The following is an 18,784-nucleotide window of genomic DNA, read 5'->3' as shown; positions in this document are numbered from 1 at the left end:
CGCCGTACCGGATCAGTCCTCGATGACCGGTGGACCGTCCGGGAAAAGGGTGGTGTGCACGGTTTGCCAGATCTCTTCGTTGGCCGCGACGAGAAGCCCGCGACGGTGGTTCACCGGCTGGTATTCGAGCCCGTCGAGGTGTCGCGTCACGCCACCGGCCTCGCGGACGATCAGTGTGCCGGGCGCGTGGTCCCACGGCTTGATCCGCCAGAAGAGGTCGAACTGCTGCTCGTCGGCGACCGTCGCCGGGTACTCGTAGCCGGCGCAGTGCCGCCCCATCGTGTAGCCGCCGAGTGCGCCGGCGTGCGCGTCGACCTGATCGCGCAGGTGGTCCGGCAAGTACTTTCGGGAGATCACCCCGTGCAGGCCGGCCGCGGCAGGCGAGTCGGCACGGGTCTTCAGCCGCACGCCGTCCCGGAACGCGCCGGCGCCGAGCTCGGCCGTCGTGAGCCGGTCGTCCAGCACGTCGAGGATCCAGCCGGCGACCGTCTCACCGTCCTTGACCAGCGCGACCATCACACAGAACGGCGCTTTTCCGGCGGCGAAGTTGTTGGTGCCGTCGACCGGGTCGACGATCCAGACGTCTCCGCCCGCACCGATCCGGCCGAGGATCGACGCATCGGCGGCGACCGCCTCCTCGCCGACGACCACCGAGCCGGGCAGCAGCGCGGTCAGACCGCGGGCCAGCGCGCGCTCGGACTCCTGGTCGGCGATCGTCACCAGGTCGCCGGGCGCCTTCTGGTGCACCTCGTCGGCGGTCAGCTTCCGGAAGCGGGGCAGCACGACGGTCTGCGCGACCTCACGGATGAGATCGGGAACTTGATCAAGCACGCGGCGGCAACTTCACGACGCTGACGAAGAACTCGTCGATCTGCCGGATCACCGCGATGAACCGCTCGAAGTCGACCGGTTTGGTCACATACGCGTTCGCGTGCAACTGGTAGCTGCGCAGGATGTCCTCGTCCGCGGAGGACGTGGTCAGCACGACGACCGGGATCCGCCCCAGCTCGTCGTCCTTCTTGATCTCCTCGAGCACCTGACGCCCGTCCCGCCGCGGCAGGTTCAGATCAAGAAGGATCAGATCCGGCCGTACGGCGTCGGAGAACTGCCCCTCGCGGCGCAGGTAGGCGAGCGCCTCGGCACCGTCCGACACCACGGTCAACCGGTTCCGGACCTTGTGCTCCTCGAACGCCTCCTGCGTCATCAGGACGTCACCCGGGTCGTCCTCGACGAGCAGCACCTCGATCGGTGTTCCGCTCTCCCGTTCAAGACTCATGCCGTCACTCCGCTGCGCTCCGCGACGACATGAGTGTGAACACGGAGCCCAATGATTCGTTCGCTTCGCTCTCTCATGCGTCCACCATCTCTCGGCTCTCGGCTTCTTCGCCCGGCTCGTCGGCACCGATCAGCGCGGGGAGCGTGAACCAGATCGACGCACCTACCTCGACGTCGACGTCCAGCCAGATCCGTCCGCCATGGTATTCGACGATCTTCTTGACGATCGCCAGTCCGATGCCGGTCCCCTCGTACGCGTCCCGGGCGTGCAGGCGCTGGAAGATCACGAACACCTTGTCGGCGAACTCGGCCTCGATGCCGATGCCGTTGTCCCGCACGTTGAACTTCCACTCCTTGCCGTCCCGCTCGGCGGTGACCTTGATCTCGGGCGGCACGTCCGGCCGGCGGAACTTCAGCGAGTTGCCGACCAGGTTCACGAAGAGCGTGGTGAGCAGCGGTTCCTCGCCCTCCACAGTGGGCAGCGGCGACCAGGAGATCTCGGCGTCCGCACCGGCCCGCGGCTCCAGCTGCGACTTCACCTCGCCGAGCACCTTGTTCAGGTCGACGTCGGTGAAGCCACTGGTCAGCCGCCCGATGCGGGAGAACGCCAGCAGGTCGTTGATCAGTCGCTGCATGCGCTGCGCGCCGTCCACCGCGAAGGCGATGTACTGGTCGGCGCGCTCGTCCATCTGACCGGCGTACCGCCGCTGCAACAACTGGCAGAAACTGGCCACCTTGCGCAGCGGCTCCTGCAGGTCGTGCGAGGCGACGTAGGCGAACTGCTCCAGGTCCCGGTTCGACCGGGTGAGCTCCTCGGCCTGGCTCTGCAGCTGCTGGTTGACCCATTCCACCTGCTGCCGGGCGTCGCGCACCTCGGAGAGCTCGGAGGCGATCTGCTGGCGCATCTGGTCGACGTCGGCGGCCAGCCCGGCCAGCTCGGGGGAGCCCTGCCGGCTCTCGATGTGCCGCTGGTAGTCGCCGCCGGCCACCCGGCGCACCTGGTCGGCCAGGTCCACGATCGGGCGGCTGACCAGCCGGTCCAGCAGGAGCAGCAGGAAGATCCCGGCCAGCACGACGATGGCCGCGGCAGCGATCTCGATCGCCACCATGGTCTGGCTGGAGTCCTTGGCGGCGGTCGCGCTCTTCGCCCGCAACACCTGGATGGCGTTCTGCATCCGCTCGATCGAGGAACGCAGCTCGTCGAACTGGGTGGTGCTACCGGCCTCGATCTGCGCCTGGGCGGCTTTCACCCCCTGCGCCTGCACCGTCGCGATGACCGGCTCGGAGACCTCCCGGTGCCACGTGTCGATCCGGGTTCTGACTTCCTCCAGCGCGACCCGGATCTGCTGGTCCTCAGGGTGCAGGAACCCCTCGATCCGCGCGATCTGCGCGTTCTGGTCGTCCAGGCCCTCCCGGTACGGGTTGAGGTTGGCATCCCGGCCGGTGATCGCGTACCCCCGGATACCGGTCTCCTGGTCGACCATCGCGGTGTTCAGCGTCTCACCGGCCGCACGCATCGGGCTGGCCCGGTTCAGCACGTCGTCCAGCTGGTGGTTGTGCGCGGCCGCGGTGATCGCCGCGAACACGCCCAGCGCGGTGAGGATCAGGCCGAGGGTGGCGCAGAGGGCGGAGATCCGGGCCCGCAGCGTCCACGTCCGCGCGCGAAGGCCGGTCACCGCCCACCACCCCGCGAGATCAGCAGCATCGCCACGTCGTCGGTGAGCGGCCCGCCGTTGTCCCGGTCGGCGCGGTCGACCAGCCAGGCCGGCAGCCCGGTCAGCGGGACCTCCCGCGCGGCGGGGTCGTCCAGAAGCTTGCAGAGCCCGTTCACGTCCAGGCGCTCGTTCCCGGGGCCGGTGTGCCCCTCGATCAGGCCGTCGGTGTACATCAGCAGGGACCAGTCATCGCCGGTGAACTCCAGCTCGGTAGCGGGTGTCGGGGTGGGACGTACCCCGAGCACGATGCCGGTACGCGCGTGCACCGGCGTGGCGCGCCCCTCGCCGAGCACGACGGGCGGCGGGTGACCGGCAAGACGTACCGTCGCGCGGTTGTGATTCAGATCGATCGTGGCCGAGGCGACCGTGGCGAACACCTCACGGGCCCGGCGCTCGGTCATCAGCACCTGCTCCAGCGAGGCGAGCACCTGCTCCTCGGGCACCCCGGCGAGCACCAGCGCGCGCCAGGCGACCCGGAGCTCGACGCCGAGCGCGGCCTCGTCCACCCCGTGCCCGCAGACGTCACCGACGATCACGTGCAGCTTGTCCTCACCGATCTGCACGACGTCGAAGAAGTCCCCGCCGAGCAGGCCGGCTGCGCGACCCGAACGGTAGAACGTCTCCACCTGCACCTGCGTGGTCTGCATCAGTGGCTTGGGCAGCAGGCCGCGCTCCAGGCGAGCCGACTCCTCCTGCCGCAGCTCCACCTCGCGCAGCCGGCGGGCGGCCTCGTCGGCGCGTTTGCGCTCCACCGCGTACCGCAGCGCGCGGACCAGCCAGACGCCGTCGACCTGACCCTTGACCAGGTAGTCCTGCGCGCCCTCGGCGACCGCCTGGACGCCCAGGTGCTCGTCGGAGCGGCCGGTGAGCACACAGACCGCCGCGCTGCCGGCGACCGCCAGCAGCTTGCGCAGCCCGTCGATGCCCTCGGCGTCCGGCAGACCCAGGTCGAGCAGCACGCACTCGGCTTGAGCAACCAGCTCGCGGGCCTCGCGCAGACTGCTCGCCACGGTCAGCTCGAAGGGCGCCTCAGCCTCGGTGAGCAGCTCGCGGACCAGGAAGGCGTCGCCCTCGTCATCCTCGACCAACAGGATCCGCAACCGTTCCAGATGCTGCTGACTGAGCGCGTACGTGCTGGAGACGAGCGAACGATCCGTCATCGGAGAATCCCCACTCGACGCAGAGGTGACCCGGAAATCGTGTACCACCGGGCCCGGCGGCACAACACCGGTCATCACCTCGTGACCTGGCCTCACGCCGGCCCACTGGGAGCGTTGCCGTCACCGGACGAGGCGACCCGGCGGGCATGATCAGCAATCACCTGACCAAGGATGCCGTGCAGCCGCCCGCAGTCCATGCAGTGCAGGTTCTCGTCGAGGTGTCGACCACCACACTCGATGCAGTCCCCGCGGTCCTCCGGGTCGCGATAGGACGCGAGAGCACGGCACATGGCCCGGATCACATGATCACTCATGGCGAACGTCTCGTCACCCAGCGCGGTGCGGATGCCGAGCAGCGCCACCGGTGCAGCGTCCGGGTGTGGGTTGTAGGGAGCCACCGCGTCGATGAATTCCGCGATGACGGCGGCCGGGTCGAACGGGGCAGTCACCCGGACAACGCTATTGCACGCGCCAAGCGATCTACCGGGTACCCGGATGTCGTACCTCCGCGATTAGATGTCATCCATGCGTGACGCCGCCCTCGCCCGGCCGGCTCGGCGCGGCTTCGCCGCCCTGGCCGTCCTCGCCGTGCTCGCCCTCGCGGGCTTCGCCGCGGTCCGGTCCATCCTGCCCCCGGCCGCGTCATCGGCCTCCGCACCGGCCGGCGAGTTCAGCGCCGAGCGCGCCTTTCAGACCGTCCAGGCGATGGCCACGGTGCCGCATCCGGCCGGCAGCGCGGCCAACGACCGGGTCCGCGACCAGCTGGTGCAGAGCCTGACCGCCCTGGGCCTGACCCCGCAGGTGCAGGACACCGTCTCGCTCCAGGGCGGCGAGCTGTCGGCCAGCGCCGGTGGCACCGGGCTGGCCCGGGTCCGCAACATCGTCACGGTGATCCCGGGCAAGGCGTCCACCGAGCGGATCTTCCTCGTCGCGCACTACGACTCGGCGCAGACCGGCCCCGGCGGCAACGACGACGCGGCCGGCGTCGCCACGATCGTGGAGACGGCCCGCGCGCTGACCAAGAGCGATCAGCTGCTCAACGACGTGGTGCTGGTGCTCACCGACGCCGAGGAGGCGTGCCTGTGCGGCGCCGAGGCGTTCGTCGAGCAGCACGAGCTGGCCCGCGGCGGCGGCATCGCGATCAACCTGGAGGCGCGCGGCAGCTCCGGCCCGGCGATCATGTTCGAGACCTCGGAGAAGAACGCGCGGCTGGTCCGGGCCTATGCGCAGGCGCCCTACCCGGTGGGCACCTCGTTCGCCGTCGAGATCTACCGCCTGCTGCCGAACGACACCGACTTCACCGCGTTCCGCGAGGCCGGGTTCACCGGGCTGAACTCGGCGTACATCGACGGCGCGGCCGTCTACCACGCGCCGACCGACCTGCCCTCCGCGATGGATCGGGACAGCCTGCAGCACCACGGCGCCAACGCGCTCGCACTCACCCGGACGCTCGGCGACACCCGTGACCTCGACAAGGCCACGGCCACCGGCGACGCGACGTACTTTCCGGTGCTCGGCCTGCTGGTCCGCTACCCGGGCGGGCTGATCTGGCCGCTGGCCGTGCTGGCCGTGCTCGCGGTCGGCGCGCTGGCCTGGCTGGCCCGGCGGCGGGGGCGGCTGGCCGGCCGGCGGCTGCTGATCGCCGGGGCGCTCACCCTCGCCCCGATCGTGGTCGCGGTCGCCCTGGCCCAGCTCTTCTGGACCGTGCTGACCCTGGTCCGCCCGGAATACGGTGCGCTGCCGATCGATCCGTACCGCCCGGGGCTCTATCGCATCGCCGTGGTGACGATCACCGCCGCCGTGGTGTTCTGCTGGTTCGCCCTGCTGCGTCGCAAGCTCGGCGCGGCCGCGCTCGCCGTCGCCGGTCTGGCCTGGCTCGCCGGGCTGGGCGTGGTGCTGGCCGCGGTCACTCCGGGCGGCGCCTACCTGGCCACGCTGCCGGCACTGGCCGGTGCGATCACCGGGCTGGTCAGCCTCCTGGTGCGCCCGCTGATCGCCACCGCGGTGCTGACCGCCGGCGGTGTGGTCGCGGTGGTGATCCTGCTCCCCACCGTGGTCATGCTCTTCCCGGCGCTGGGGATGGGGATGGCCGCGGCCGGCGCGTTCCTGACCATGCTTCTGCTGCTGGCGCTGCTGCCCGTGATCGACCTGCTCCACCCGTCGGCCGAGCCGGTGCAGGGCCTGCCCGCGGCCCGGGCCCGCCGCCGCGGCACGCTCGCCACCCTGGTCGCCTCACTCACCGCGGTCGTCTGCGCCGCGGCCGGCCTGGCCGTCGACCGGTTCGACTCGGCCCACCCGGCCCTCACCCAGTTGATGTACGCGCTGGACGCCGACACCGGCCAGGCCGAGTGGCTCAGCGCCGAGGCAACCACCCAGAAGTGGACCTCGCAGTATGTGTCGGGCGACCCGAAACCGGTGGCCGCGATCCTGCCGGCGTTCGGCGACGCCGCCCTGCGCACCGGCCCGGCCCAGGCCGCGTCCCTGCCCGCGCCGTTCGTCACCAAGGAGTCGGAGACCACTGCGGCCAACGGCGACCGCATCGTCACCCTCCGGCTGAGACCGCAGCGCACAGTCCGGTTCACCACGCTGCACGTGGCCGCGTCGATGCAGGTCACCGCTCTGACGGTGGCCGGTCAGCCGATCCCGGTCAAGAAGTCCGCCGGTGGCGGCTGGGGTACCGGCTTCATCTTCCACGCGCCGCCGGCCGAGGGCGTCCAGGTGGTGCTGACCATCCACAGCGCCGGGCCGGTGAAGGTCCGGGCCATGGACGCCAGCGACAACGTCACCGAGATGCCCGGCTTCCACCCCCGCCCCTCCGGCGTAGGCGTCCTCGGCTCCCACAGCAGCGAGATGGTCGCCGTAACCAAGACCTACACGTTCTGATCCAGCAAGCTGGTCACCACCACCAAGACCGACACCTTCGAGTCAACTGCCTCAATACGGGCGTTGCGCATTTCGCCCGTCGATGCCGAGAACGCCGAAAAACGGCCAGCGAAGCGCAGTCGTTTTTCGGCGCTCTCGGCATCGACCTAAAGGGGCGAAATGCCCGCCGAGCGCAGCGAGGCCATCAGACACAGCGAGACAATCAGACCCGTCCAGCCCCACCTACCGACCGCGCCCCCGCCGCCCAGCCGGCGCTTCGTGGCGGAAGTGCACGAAGAGGCGCCCCCAGTTGTCGCCGTCCTTCTCGATGCGGTGATAGAGCTGCTTGACGTCCTTCTGCTCGAGGAAGCGGATCACCTTCTTCTTGAGCGCCCCGCTGCCCTTGCCCGGGATGATCTCGACGAGGGCGGCTTTCTTCTGGATCGCCTCGTCGATGATCCCGCGCAGGGCCCGGTCGATTTCGTGGCCCTTGTTGAAGATGTCGTGCAGGTCGAGCTTCAGCTTCATGACCGAGACCTTATTCCGCGGCGTTCTTGCCGAGCCAGGTCTCGACCCGGCGCAGCGCTTCCTGATAGTCGTCCTGCTGCTTCATGGCCGCGGCCAGCCGCAGGTGCGGGAGCGCTTCGCGGAAACGACCGGCCCGTTCCAGGGTCCGGCCGAGCACGTGGTGCGCGTAGTGGTCCGACGGGTCATGCTCGATCAGTGCCCGGAGCTGGGTTTCGGCCCCGTTGAGTTGCGCCGAGTTGAAGTAGGCGCGAGCCAGCAACTGCCGGACCGCGGCGTTGTGCGGTTCTGCCTCCACGATCGGCTCGAGCAGCCGGGATGCCCCGAGCGGGTCACCGGACTCGAAGAAGAAATTGGCTCTGCGGTACTCCTCGAGAAGATCCACGTGCAGCTCCCCACGCTCGCGCCCGCCGACATGACCAACGCTTGCACAACATCGAGGCGGCAGCGAGTGTTCCACCCACCCCGGGTTCCCGACAAAAGCCATCAAAACCCCTATTGCGTACGGGCAAATGCCTCTAACGCTTGAGACGGAAGCCGCCCGTGCCGAAAACCAAGACGACACATCTCTCCTGGCGGCCACTTCCACAGGTGCTGCACAGGAAACGAAAAGGTGGCGCCGAGCGTGGCCGACCACAGTTGGGGACATGACGATGGCGAACGCAGACTCCAGCACCGAACTCCGGCGGCCCGACGGCACCCCGGTTCGCGTACTCGTGGTGGACGACGAGCCGACGCTGGCCGAGCTGCTCTCGATGGCCTTGCGGTATGAGGGCTGGGAGGTCAAGAGCGCCGGCGACGGACTGACCGCGGTGCGCACGGCCCGTGACTTCCGTCCGGACGCCGTCATCCTCGACATGATGCTCCCCGACATCGACGGACTCGAGGTGCTGCGCCGGCTGCGCGGCGAGTCCCCCGAGGTGCCGGTGCTCTTCCTGACCGCCAAGGACTCGGTGGAGGACCGGATCACCGGTCTCACCGCCGGTGGCGACGACTACGTCACCAAGCCGTTCAGCCTGGAAGAGGTGGTGGCCCGGCTGCGCGGGCTGATGCGCCGGATGGGGCACGCCCCGATGCGCGCCGAGTCGCAGCTGGTCGTCGGTGACCTGACCCTGGACGAGGACTCGCACGAGGTCCGCCGCGGCGGTGACCTGATCACGCTGACCGCGACCGAGTTCGAGCTGCTGCGCTATCTCATGCGCAACCCGCGTCGCGTGCTGAGCAAGCCGCAGATCCTCGACCGGGTGTGGAACTACGACTTCGGCGGGCAGGCCAACGTGGTCGAGCTGTACATCTCCTACCTGCGCAAGAAGATCGACGCCGGCCGCGCGCCGATGATCCACACCATGCGCGGCGCCGGCTACGTCCTCAAGCCGGCCGACTGACCATGGCAGCTGCCGACACGACCCCGTCCCGCCCCGCCCGCTGGCGCAGCCCGGCGGGCTGGCCGCTGCGTACCCGGCTGGTCGCCACGATGATCGCCCTGCTGGCGGTCCTCGGCCTGGTCGTCGGCGGCACCGCCGAGCTCTACCTCAAGCAGTCCCTCTACAACCAGGTCGACGACCGTCTTCAGCAGCTGCAGAAGTTCAGCCGGGGCTTCGGCCCGAGCGGCCAGAAGGGCTCTTCCGCAGACGATGGCGTGAACGTGCCGCCCAACGCGCAAGAGAAGATGATCACTCTGTACTTCGACTCGTCGATGAACCAGATCGACTACACCAACAGCAGCGGCAAGAGGAACAGCGGTGTCCTGCGATACCAAGGCCCGTCCGCCTCCAACAGCCTGTCCGGCAGCCTCGGGCGCTACTCCGGCTATTACGAGCCGCTCACCGACGCGGAGACTGCCGCGCTGCTGACGGCGACGCCGGAGGGCGACATCAGGACCGTCTCCGTCGGGGAGCTCGGCGACTACCGGGTCGGGATCTTCAGGTCGCACGCCGGCCCGCCCGGCCTCGAAGTGGACAACGGTTACACCCTCATCGCGCTGCCGCTCGCGGACACCAATTCGACGCTGCTCAAGGTCGCCGGGTTCACCGGCTGCGTCATTCTCGGGTCGCTTCTCATCGCCGGCTGGGCGGGGGCGCTGATCGTCCGCCGTACGCTCCAGCCTCTCGATCGTGTCGCGGCGACCGCGAGCCGCGTCGCCGAGCTGCGCCTGGATCGCGGCGAGGTGCAGCTGGCCCAGCGGGTCCCCGAGCAGGACACCGATCCCCGGACCGAGGTCGGTCAGGTCGGCTCGGCCCTGAACCGGATGCTCGACCACATCGGCAGTGCGCTGGAGGCGCGGCACGCGAGCGAGATGCAGGTCCGCCAGTTCGTCGCCGACGCGAGCCACGAGTTGCGTACCCCGCTGGCCGCGATCCGTGGCTACGCCGAGTTGAGTCGCCGCAGCCGCCAGCCGATCCCGGACGAGATCGCCCATGTCCTGGGCCGGGTCGAGTCCGAGGCGAAGCGGATGACCACCCTGGTCGAGGACCTGCTGCTGCTCGCCCGCCTGGATGCCGGCCGCCCGCTGGCGCAGGATCCGGTGGACCTGACCATGCTGGCGGTCGACGCGACCAGTGACGCGCACGCCGCCGGCCCCGGGCACTACTGGCAGCTGGATCTGCCGGACGAGCCGGTCACGGTCGTCGGTGACGGCGCCCGCCTGCACCAGGTGCTGGCGAACCTGCTGGCCAATGCCCGCACGCACACCCCGGAGGGTTCGACCGTCACGGTGAAGGTCGGCACGGTGCCGAACGCGGCCGTGCTCCAGGTGATCGACAACGGCCCGGGCATTCAGGCCGAGTTGGTGCCGCACATCTTCGAGCGGTTCGCCCGCGGTGACAGTTCACGGTCGAGGGCGGCCGGCAGCACCGGCCTGGGCCTGTCGATCGTGCACGCCGTGGTCACTTCGCACCGGGGCAAGGTCGGGGTGCAGAGCCGTCCGGGCCGGACCGTCTTCACGGTGATGCTGCCGCTCGCCCCGCAGATGGTCGTCCCATCAGCTGAACATCACACGCCATATCTGCCACGGGTGGGCTGATCCGGCTATGCTGGCGGGCGTGTCTCGTGCGTACGCGTTCTATTGGTTTACGAGGCCGGCTCGCGCCGGTGCCTCGGCCATGGCCGCATGACCTGAGACACCCCGCCAGAGCCGGCTGAGGCAGCGACTTCGTCGCTGCCTTTTTGTTTGCCCAAAGCAAACCGGCTCACGATGAGGGCCGGTCGAAGGAGAGAAGAGATCACCATGACCGCCCCCGAGGTGCAGCGCGTCCGTGACCAGCGCATCGAGAAGATCGTTCCACTGATGAGCCCGGCGCTCCTGCACCACGAGTTGCCGCTGACGGCGGAGTTGCACGACACCGTGCTGGCCGGCCGCAAGCAGGTCGAGGACGTGTTGAACGGCCGAGATCAGCGCCTGCTGGTCGTGGTCGGCCCGTGTTCGGTGCATGACCCGGCCGCCGCCGGTGAGTACGCGGACCGTCTGAAGGCCGAGGCCGACCGACTCAAGGACGACCTGCTGATCGTGATGCGGGTGTACTTCGAGAAGCCGCGTTCCACGGTCGGCTGGAAGGGTCTGATCATGGACCCGGCCCTGGACGGTTCGGGTGACGTCGGCGCCGGTCTGCGGATCGCTCGCAAGCTGCTGCTGGAGGTGGTCAGCCGGGGTCTGCCGGTGGCCGTCGAGTTCCTCGACCCGATCACCCCGCAGTACATCGCGGACACCGTGGCCTGGGGCGCGATCGGCGCCCGGACCGTCGAGTCGCAGGTGCACCGCCAGCTCTCGTCCGGCCTGTCGATGCCGATCGGCATGAAGAACCGCCCGGACGGAAGCGTCTCCACCGCCGTCGACGCAATCCACGCCGCGGCCGCGCAGCACGTCTTCCCCGGCATCGACTACTCGGGTACCCCGGCGATCCTGCACACCACCGGCAACCCTGATTGTCACCTGGTCCTGCGGGGCGGTGGCGGCAAACCGAACTACAGCGCGGAGGACGTCGAGAAGTCGATGCAGCTGCTGCGCAAGGCCGGTCTGCCGGAGCGTCTGGTGATCGACTGCTCGCACGGCAACAGCAACAAGGACCACAACCGGCAGCCGCTGGTCGCGGAGGACATCGCCGGTCAGATGGAGGCCGGCAACCACGCGATCAGTGGCGTGATGCTGGAGAGTTTCCTGGTTCCCGGCCGTCAGGACCTGGGCGATGACATGACGTACGGGCAGTCGGTCACCGACGCGTGCATGGGCTGGGACGGCACGGTGGCGGTGCTGGAGCGACTCGCGGCCGCCGCGGCCCACCGACGTACGCTCTGATCTGCTCTTTTGTGGGGTCCTGCCGGCTCTCGGCAGGACCCACAGAGAACCCACAGGCGGGCCACAAGGAGGCGACAGGGCGCGCGTAAACAGTTCATCGGGTACGAATCCGCCAGCTCTGGGAGTACCCGATGACCCTGAACGCGCCGGTCACCGAAACAGCCGAACCACCCCCGCAGGTCATCGAGCCGGAGGCCGCTCGCGCCCGCACCGGCGCCAAGCGCTGGCTGCTCGGGCGCGACGACGCCCCGTGGGTCCGCCCGGCCCTGTTCACGCTGCTCATCGGCACCGCGCTCCTCTACATCTGGGGTCTGGGCGCCTCCGGCTGGGCGAACGCGTTCTACTCGGCCGCGGTCCAGGCCGGCTCGGAGAGCTGGAAGGCGTTCTTCTACGGCTCGTCCGACGCGGCGAACTCGATCACGGTCGACAAGACCCCGGCCGCGCTGTGGATCATGGCGATTTCGGTACGGATCTTCGGCCTCAGCTCGTGGAGCATCCTGGTCCCGCAGGCGCTGCTCGGCGTGGCCGGCACCGGGCTGCTCTACGCCACCGTGCGTCGTGGCTTCGGCCCGGCCGCCGGTCTGATCGCCGGAGCGGTCTCGGCGCTGACCCCGGTGGCCGTGCTGATGTTCCGCTTCAACAATCCGGACGCGCTGCTGGTGCTGCTCATGGTGGCCGGCGCCTATGCCACGCTGCGTGCGGTCGAGAGCGGCTCGACCAAGTGGATCGTGCTCGCCGGGGTGTTCGTCGGCTTCGGCTTTCTCACCAAGATGCTGCAGGCGCTGCTGGTCGTTCCGGCCTACGGGCTGGCCTACCTGATCGCCGGCCCGCCCCAGCTGCTCAAACGGATCTGGCAGCTGCTGCTCTCGCTGGGCGCGCTGGTCGTCTCGGCGGGGTGGTACATCGCGATCGTCGAGTTGGTGCCGGCGTCGGCCCGGCCGTACATCGGTGGTTCGCAGAACAACAGCCTGCTGGAGCTCGCGCTGGGCTACAACGGTCTGGGCCGGCTCAACGGTGAGGAGACGGGCAGCGTCGGCGGCGGCGGGGGCGGCGGCAACGGCGGCGGGATGTGGGGCGAGACCGGCTGGTCGCGCATGTTCGACAGCTCGCAGGGCGGTCAGGTCTCCTGGCTGCTGCCGGCCGCGCTGATCGTGCTGGCGGCCGGGTTGGTGATCACTTTCCGCCGCACCCGCACCGATCTGCAGCGCGCCGGTCTCGTCGTGTGGGGCTCGTGGCTGCTGATCACCGGGCTGGTCTTCAGCTTCATGCAGGGCATCTTCCACGCGTACTACACGGTGGCCCTCGCCCCCGCGGTCGGCGCGGTCGTCGGCATGGGCGTGGTCCTGCTCTGGCAGCACCGGTCGAACCTTGTCGCGGCGCTGACCCTGGGCGCGGCGATCGCGGTCACTGCCTGGTGGTCGTGGACGTTGCTGGGCCGCAGTTCCGACTTCCTGCCCTGGCTGCGCCTGCCGGTCCTGATCGTGGGGGTCGGGGCGGCGGTCGCGGTGGTGGCCTCGTTCCGCCTCGGGCGTCGGATCGCGCTGGTGGCCGGGTCGGTTGCGCTGGTCACGGCGTTGGCCGGGCCGGCGGCGTACGCGGTGCAGACCGCCTCCGAGGCGCACACCGGCTCGATTCCGTCGGCCGGTCCGTCGGTGCGGGGCGGCGGGTTCGGCGGCGGCCCGGGCGGCGGGGGCGGACGCGGCGGCAACCGCGGTGGCGGCGGCTTCCCCGGCGGCGGGAACTTCGGCGGCGGTCAGAACGGCGGCGGTTTCCCCGGTGGCGGCGGCTTTCCCGGTCGCGGCACCAACACCCAAGGCGGCACCAGCCAAGGCAACAACCAAGGGCAAACCCAACCCGGCGGTACGCAGGGTGACGGCGGCGGCTTCGGCGGCCGTGGCATGGGTGGTGGTATGGGTGGCCTGCTCAACGCCGCGACGGTCAGCGATGAGATGAAGGCGCTGCTCGAACAGGACGCCGACAAGTACACCTGGGTCGCCGCGGCGATCGGCTCGCAGAGCGCCTCCGGCTACCAGCTCGCCACCGAGAAGCCGGTGATGGCGGTCGGCGGCTTCAACGGCACCGACCCGTCGCCCACGATCGCCCAGTTCAAGGAGTACGTGGCGGCCGGAAAGATCCACTACTTCATCGGCGGCAGCGGCGTCGGCGGAGGTGGCAGCTCGGGCAGCTCCGACAGCAGTCAGATCTCCGCCTGGGTGACGGCGAACTTCACCGCCGAGACGGTCGGTAACACCACCGTCTACGACCTGACGACGGGCGCTTCCGGCACGACGAACTGACCGTCTTCCACAACCGACACGCGCGGGCGGCTCCGGGACGGGGCCGCCCGCTGTTGCCGTACCCGAATTGCCAGAAACATCCGTGACACAAAGCGGACAGAGAGCCCCATCAACTCACAGTGCGCCCACAGCTTTCTTATACAGGGCGCAAAGACGTGGGACGGAAATTGGTCCCATGAGCCTTTCGACGCTGCCCTCGCAGGACGCCGGTTCGGCCCGCGTCACCGCACCGGTCCTCGACGTGGTCGTGCCGGTCTACAACGAGGAGATCGACCTCGAACCGTGCATCCGGCGACTGCACGGATATCTCGCGGCCTATTTCCCGTACCGATTCCGGATCACGATCGCGGACAACGCGAGCATTGACGGCACCGCCGCCGTCGCCCAGCGCCTGAAGGCCGAGTTTCCCGAGGTCGAGGCCGTCCACCTGACGCAGAAGGGGCGCGGACGCGCGCTCAACCACGTCTGGACGCACTCCGACGCCGCCGTTCTCGCCTACATGGACGTCGATCTCTCCACCGATCTCGGTGCACTGCTGCCGCTCGTCGCGCCGCTCATCTCCGGCCATTCCGACCTCGCGATCGGTTCCCGCCTGGCACGCGGATCACGAGTCGTCCGAGGCGCCAAGCGCGAGTTCATCTCCCGCAGTTACAACCTCATTTTGCGTACGACCATGGCCGCCCGTTTCTCCGACGCGCAATGCGGGTTCAAGGCCATCCGGTCCGATGTGGCTCGCCGGCTCCTGCCGATGGTGGAGGACACCGGCTGGTTCTTCGACACGGAGATGCTGGTGCTCGCCGAGCGGGCCGGCCTGCGCATCCACGAGGTGCCGGTCGACTGGGTCGACGACCCGGACAGTCGCGTCGACATCGTCTCCACCGCGATGGCGGACCTCAAGGGCATCGTCCGGATCACCCGCGCGCTGAGCAGCGGAAAGCTCCCCATCGGGGCGCTGCGCGAGCAGCTCGGGCGCAACCCGTTGCCGGTCGAGGGGGTGCCGAGCGGCCTCACCGGTCAGCTGATCCGTTTCGCCGGCGTCGGGGTGGCCAGCACGCTGGCGTACCTGGTGCTCTACGCGCTGCTCCGGGTCGGCGTCGGCCCGCAGGCCGCGAACCTCATCGCCCTGCTCGTCACGGCGGTCGCCAACACCGCCGCGAACCGGCGCCTGACGTTCGGGGTCAGTGGCAAGGACGGCGCCCTCCGTCACCAGGCGCAGGGCCTGGTCGTGTTCGGCATCGGCCTGGCGCTGACGAGCGGCTCTCTCGCGCTGCTGGACGCGGCCTCGACCCAGCCGTCCCGTTTCGTCGAGTTGACGGTCCTGGTCCTGGCGAATCTGATCGCGACGGCGGTCCGGTTCCTCATGATGCGCGTATGGGTCTTCCGCGGATCCCGGGACCGGGCCTGACCCGCGGCCCCATGACCCGCGAACGCCCGCCACCGATCCCTGCACCGCTTACTTCGCAACACCCTGCACGCGGCGCCCGCCATCCGGGCGCCGCGTTTTTTCGCAGCCCACAAGGGAGTCGTTTCTATCGCCATCTGACCGCATGGTCCGAAATGCGGGACGAGGCCGGGCCGGTTCGCACCGTCATCGAAACATGGCAAAGCCGTTGTACCGGTTACCGAATACCTTTCCGGTCATCTCACCCACTGGGCGCGCCGACCGGTCCACGGGTAGTTCGGGCGGAAAATTCGGCACACGCAGACGTATCACGGAAGCAACTCAGAGGTAACAATGGGCTTTGATCGGGATAGCCGACTCTCGATCCTTGCTTCACCGGCGCGGCGACCGGAAGGTAGCAAAACATGCTCAGCAAAGAGGACAGCCGACGGCTGGCACAGCTGGAGCGTCAGCTCCGGCGCGACGACCCCGACTTCTGCGCCCGGATGGGCGGCGGCAACTTCAGCGTTCCGACGCCCCGCCCCCCGTTAGCCCTCTTCTTCGTCGCCGCCGCGATAGCCGTCGCCGCGATCCTCGTCGCCGCGGCCGGCTGGTGGATCGCCGGCGTCATCGTCGCCGTCTGGAGCGTCGTCACCGCGATCGCCGCCGGCTACCGCCTCCGCAGGTTCCGCTCCCGGTAACAGGCCTCTCCCCCATCGAGCCCGCGCCCGGCACGGCGCGGGCTCGACCACGCCCGAGGCGCCCCGGGCACAAACCGGGCGACCTGACGCGAGCAGGGGCCTGCCCACGCGCCGGAGAACGGGCCGCCGACCTGCGGGACGGGAGGTCAGGAGGAGGTGGTGGCGGCCAGGACCGCGGCGCGCGGGCTGGACAAGACGTGGCGGGTGGGGAGCAGATCGGCGGCGGGGGCCATGCTCGGCTGCGCCAGGACGATCACGTCGGCCGGCACGTCCCGCAGGCGCGTCGCGATCGCCGCGTGATACCCGTCGAGGTCGCCCGCTTCGAAGAACGGCCACGCTTCCAGACATGGCACGAAGAGCAGGTCGGCGGACGGGTCCTCGTCGCGCAGCAGTGCGGTTGTCGGTTCCCGGGTGGACTCCACGGCGTAAGCCACCGCGATCCGCCCGCCGGCGACCACCGCGGCCCGGGCCATCGGGCGGTCGGCACGCATGACCCCGGCGAGTTCCGCTTCCGGTCCGATCGTCGAGCAGGTGCACACCATCACGTCGGCCCCGGCCAGTTCGGCCAGGCGCGCCCGCACCCTCTCCTGGACCGGGATCCCGGCCCGGGCGTCCGCGAGCAGGCTCGCATCCACCACGTGCTCGTCGCGCCACCCCGGCGCCAGCTCCGCGACCAGCGCCCGGAACGTCGCCACGTGCACATCCGCGGTGTGCAAGAACCCGATCGTGCTCACCCGAACACCGTAGTCACCGCCGGAACCCGATCGTGCTCACCGGAACATCGTGGTCACCGCCGGAACCCCTCGCGCCCGCGCCACCTCCCCCGCCTCGGCCTCGATCAACGCCCGCTGAGCCGCCGTCAACTGACCGAAAGAGTTCACAGTCAGGTCGACCCGTTTCCGCCCGGCCAGGCGCGGACGCCACACTCCGGCGATCTCGCCGTCGAGCAGCACCACGCCGGGGTTGCCGAGCACCCGCCACACCTCTTTCTGCCGTTCCCGCGCGGGGACCAGCAAATCTCGGTCCCGCGCCTGGAGCAGCGGATCCATCGCCGGTAGCAGCCGCACCCCGGACGGCGTGACGGCGGACTCCAGCGCGCCCACGCTCGTCTCGGGCAGCCAGGCCTCGCGCCCGTCGACCCGGAGCTCGACCAGGTTGTCCGGCCACACCGCGCGCATCTCGGCGGTGCTGCTCTGCAGATATCTCGCGACCTCGGCGGGACCGGCCGGCCCGAGGAACCGCAGGTACGTCGCGATCAGCCGATCGATGCCCCGGTTGGCCGACGGGATCGGGGCGGTGAAGCCGGGCAGCGGCCCCAGCATCGCCTCCCGGCCGCGGGAGAGCACCTGGACCGCACCGGCCAGCCCGGCCTGCTGCCAGACGATCCCGGCGACGTGCCGCGCCCGGCAGGCCTGGCACTCGTAGGTCAACTCCGGCGGCACGAGCGCGCTGACGCCGGTGCTCACCTCGCCGCGGGGCATCGGCTCCCGCACCACCTCGCGGAACGCTTCCGCAGTCGCTCGCAGGGCCGCGGCCCCACGCCGTACGCCATCGGGAATTTGACCGCTTTTGATCCTCGCCCGAGCGTCGGCGTCACTGACCGGCCAGAGCTGCCACGTCAGCGTCTCCAGGTCGGCCCGCCGATGCAGGTGCGGCGCACCTCGCGCCGCCCACACGGTCACCAGCCGGTCGTCCTCCAGCTCGGCGCTGGTCCGCGCGGCGAGGGCGACGTGGGTCGAGCCAGGGGTGTATTCCTGGACTCCGAGGTCGAGCACGGGCAGGTCGGCGGGACGGCCGGTGCCACGCCCGGTCAGCCCCAGCGCGCCCAGCCGGAACGCCATGACCTGCGCACGATCCACGTTGAGCACTCGTGACACCTCCCCGGTCGGTCAGGTGCGACGACCGTACCGCCGGGATGCGACATTTCTCAGGCGTTCCCGTCGCGACCCGGGGAGTCCCGACACGTACTCCCAGGTGTCCAGGCTCGTGGGACCGTAAGGTCCCTCCTGCGGGATCGGCGGCTCGCCGGTCAACCGGTACCCGCACCGGCGTGCCACCGCGGTGCTCGCCGTGTTGCCGGGGTCGATCCGCAGCAGCAGCCGGCTCAGTCGCAGGGTGCCGGACGCATACTCGGTGAGCAGGGACAACGCGGCGACGGCAAGTCCGCGACGCCGGTAGGGTGCGCCGACCAGATAGCCCAGCTCGGCCTCGCGCATCCCCGAGTCGACGCCGAAGAGCAGCACCTCGCCCAGGGGCGGGCCGCCGTCCGCGGTGATCGCGAGCTGGATCCGCCGCCCGGTCAGCCGCCCCTGCAGGGCCCGTTTCAGGTAGGCCAGCCCGGCCTCGACGTCGAACGGCGACGGCATCGGCGTCCACCGCGCGATGGCCGGCTCGTCGAGGATCGCCACCAGATCCTCCAGATCGTCGGGCGTCCATTCCCGCAGCACGACGCCATTGCCCGCCAGTTTCAGCGGATGCGGCAGCGGGTTGGCGGTCACCCTTCAGATCCTGCCCAGAAAGACACGTGCCCGGCTAGTACCGAATTGAAGGTCGGCGTCGTTGATACCTGACCGTCCA

17 protein-coding genes are annotated in these 18,784 nt (G+C 69.9%); 7 read left to right on the top strand and 10 right to left on the bottom strand.

Features of this window, described 5'->3' with window-relative positions; all coding sequences use genetic code 11:
* Positions 1-12 precede the first annotated feature (12 nt).
* From ACH442_RS27830 to ACH442_RS27810, 5 genes are all read right to left on the bottom strand, one after another.
* Positions 13-831, bottom strand: coding sequence for an inositol monophosphatase family protein (locus ACH442_RS27830; RefSeq protein ID WP_396341063.1), 819 nt, complete (start codon positions 829-831; stop codon positions 13-15).
* On the bottom strand, positions 824-1,276 hold the full coding sequence (locus ACH442_RS27825; protein WP_396341062.1) for a response regulator: 453 nt from the start codon (positions 1,274-1,276) through the stop codon (positions 824-826). Before ACH442_RS27825 ends, ACH442_RS27830 begins: the two co-directional genes overlap by 8 nt.
* Positions 1,277-1,349: 73 nt before the next feature.
* Entirely contained in the window at positions 1,350-2,951 is a 1,602-nt protein-coding gene (locus tag ACH442_RS27820) for an ATP-binding protein (RefSeq protein ID WP_396341061.1), read from the bottom strand.
* Positions 2,948-4,150, bottom strand: coding sequence for a PP2C family protein-serine/threonine phosphatase (locus ACH442_RS27815; protein ID WP_396341060.1), 1,203 nt, complete (start codon positions 4,148-4,150; stop codon positions 2,948-2,950). Before ACH442_RS27815 ends, ACH442_RS27820 begins: the two co-directional genes overlap by 4 nt.
* Before the next feature lie 92 nt (positions 4,151-4,242).
* The gene (locus ACH442_RS27810; protein WP_396341059.1) at positions 4,243-4,599 is read right to left on the bottom strand and encodes a hypothetical protein; all 357 of its coding nucleotides are present in this window, start codon (positions 4,597-4,599) and stop codon (positions 4,243-4,245) included.
* A gap of 76 nt (positions 4,600-4,675) precedes the next feature.
* Between ACH442_RS27810 and ACH442_RS27805 the strand changes: the two genes are divergently transcribed.
* Positions 4,676-7,033, top strand: a complete 2,358-nt coding sequence (locus tag ACH442_RS27805; protein ID WP_396341058.1) for a M28 family peptidase — start codon at positions 4,676-4,678, stop codon at positions 7,031-7,033.
* A 222-nt stretch (positions 7,034-7,255) separates the two neighbouring features.
* On the opposite strand, the gene ACH442_RS27800 is transcribed toward ACH442_RS27805, so the two are convergent.
* Together ACH442_RS27800 and ACH442_RS27795 are read right to left on the bottom strand one after the other, a co-directional pair.
* Positions 7,256-7,540, bottom strand: coding sequence for a Smr/MutS family protein (locus ACH442_RS27800; protein ID WP_396341057.1), 285 nt, complete (start codon positions 7,538-7,540; stop codon positions 7,256-7,258).
* A gap of 10 nt (positions 7,541-7,550) precedes the next feature.
* The gene (locus tag ACH442_RS27795) at positions 7,551-7,922 is read right to left on the bottom strand and encodes a tetratricopeptide repeat protein (RefSeq protein WP_396341056.1); all 372 of its coding nucleotides are present in this window, start codon (positions 7,920-7,922) and stop codon (positions 7,551-7,553) included.
* 262 nt (positions 7,923-8,184) lie between these two features.
* Between ACH442_RS27795 and ACH442_RS27790 the strand changes: the two genes are divergently transcribed.
* The 6 genes from ACH442_RS27790 (at position 8,185) to ACH442_RS27765 (ending at position 16,207) form a co-directional block, all read left to right on the top strand.
* Positions 8,185-8,922, top strand: a complete 738-nt coding sequence (locus ACH442_RS27790) for a response regulator transcription factor (protein ID WP_396341055.1) — start codon at positions 8,185-8,187, stop codon at positions 8,920-8,922.
* 89 nt (positions 8,923-9,011) lie between these two features.
* Complete coding sequence (locus tag ACH442_RS27785; RefSeq protein WP_396341242.1) at positions 9,012-10,559, top strand: sensor histidine kinase; 1,548 nt, start codon at positions 9,012-9,014, stop codon at positions 10,557-10,559.
* 204 nt (positions 10,560-10,763) lie between these two features.
* Positions 10,764-11,828, top strand: a complete 1,065-nt coding sequence (locus ACH442_RS27780; protein ID WP_396341054.1) for a 3-deoxy-7-phosphoheptulonate synthase — start codon at positions 10,764-10,766, stop codon at positions 11,826-11,828.
* A gap of 131 nt (positions 11,829-11,959) precedes the next feature.
* The gene (locus ACH442_RS27775; RefSeq protein WP_396341053.1) at positions 11,960-14,125 is read left to right on the top strand and encodes an ArnT family glycosyltransferase; all 2,166 of its coding nucleotides are present in this window, start codon (positions 11,960-11,962) and stop codon (positions 14,123-14,125) included.
* Between the two features lie 175 nt (positions 14,126-14,300).
* The gene (locus ACH442_RS27770; RefSeq protein WP_396341052.1) at positions 14,301-15,530 is read left to right on the top strand and encodes a glycosyltransferase; all 1,230 of its coding nucleotides are present in this window, start codon (positions 14,301-14,303) and stop codon (positions 15,528-15,530) included.
* Positions 15,531-15,931: 401 nt separating this feature from the next.
* On the top strand, positions 15,932-16,207 hold the full coding sequence (locus ACH442_RS27765) for a DUF3040 domain-containing protein (RefSeq protein ID WP_396341051.1): 276 nt from the start codon (positions 15,932-15,934) through the stop codon (positions 16,205-16,207).
* A gap of 146 nt (positions 16,208-16,353) precedes the next feature.
* On the opposite strand, the gene ACH442_RS27760 is transcribed toward ACH442_RS27765, so the two are convergent.
* From ACH442_RS27760 to ACH442_RS27750, 3 genes are read right to left on the bottom strand one after another with little or no spacing between them, the layout of a single operon-like run.
* Positions 16,354-16,941 (bottom strand): hypothetical protein, encoded by a 588-nt coding sequence (locus ACH442_RS27760; RefSeq protein ID WP_396341050.1) that lies wholly within the window; start codon positions 16,939-16,941, stop codon positions 16,354-16,356.
* A gap of 36 nt (positions 16,942-16,977) precedes the next feature.
* Positions 16,978-18,075: a DNA glycosylase AlkZ-like family protein gene (locus tag ACH442_RS27755; protein WP_396341048.1), complete on the bottom strand. Its 1,098-nt coding sequence runs from the start codon at positions 18,073-18,075 to the stop codon at positions 16,978-16,980.
* Between the two features lie 21 nt (positions 18,076-18,096).
* Complete coding sequence (locus tag ACH442_RS27750; RefSeq protein WP_396341047.1) at positions 18,097-18,705, bottom strand: GNAT family N-acetyltransferase; 609 nt, start codon at positions 18,703-18,705, stop codon at positions 18,097-18,099.
* Positions 18,706-18,784 lie beyond the last annotated feature (79 nt).

The sequence above is a fragment of the Actinoplanes sp. NPDC020271 genome (assembly GCF_044388125.1).
GTDB lineage: Bacteria > Actinomycetota > Actinomycetes > Mycobacteriales > Micromonosporaceae > Actinoplanes.
The sequence above is the reverse complement of the archived record's forward strand: the minus strand, read 5'-3'. Positions and strand labels throughout refer to the sequence as shown.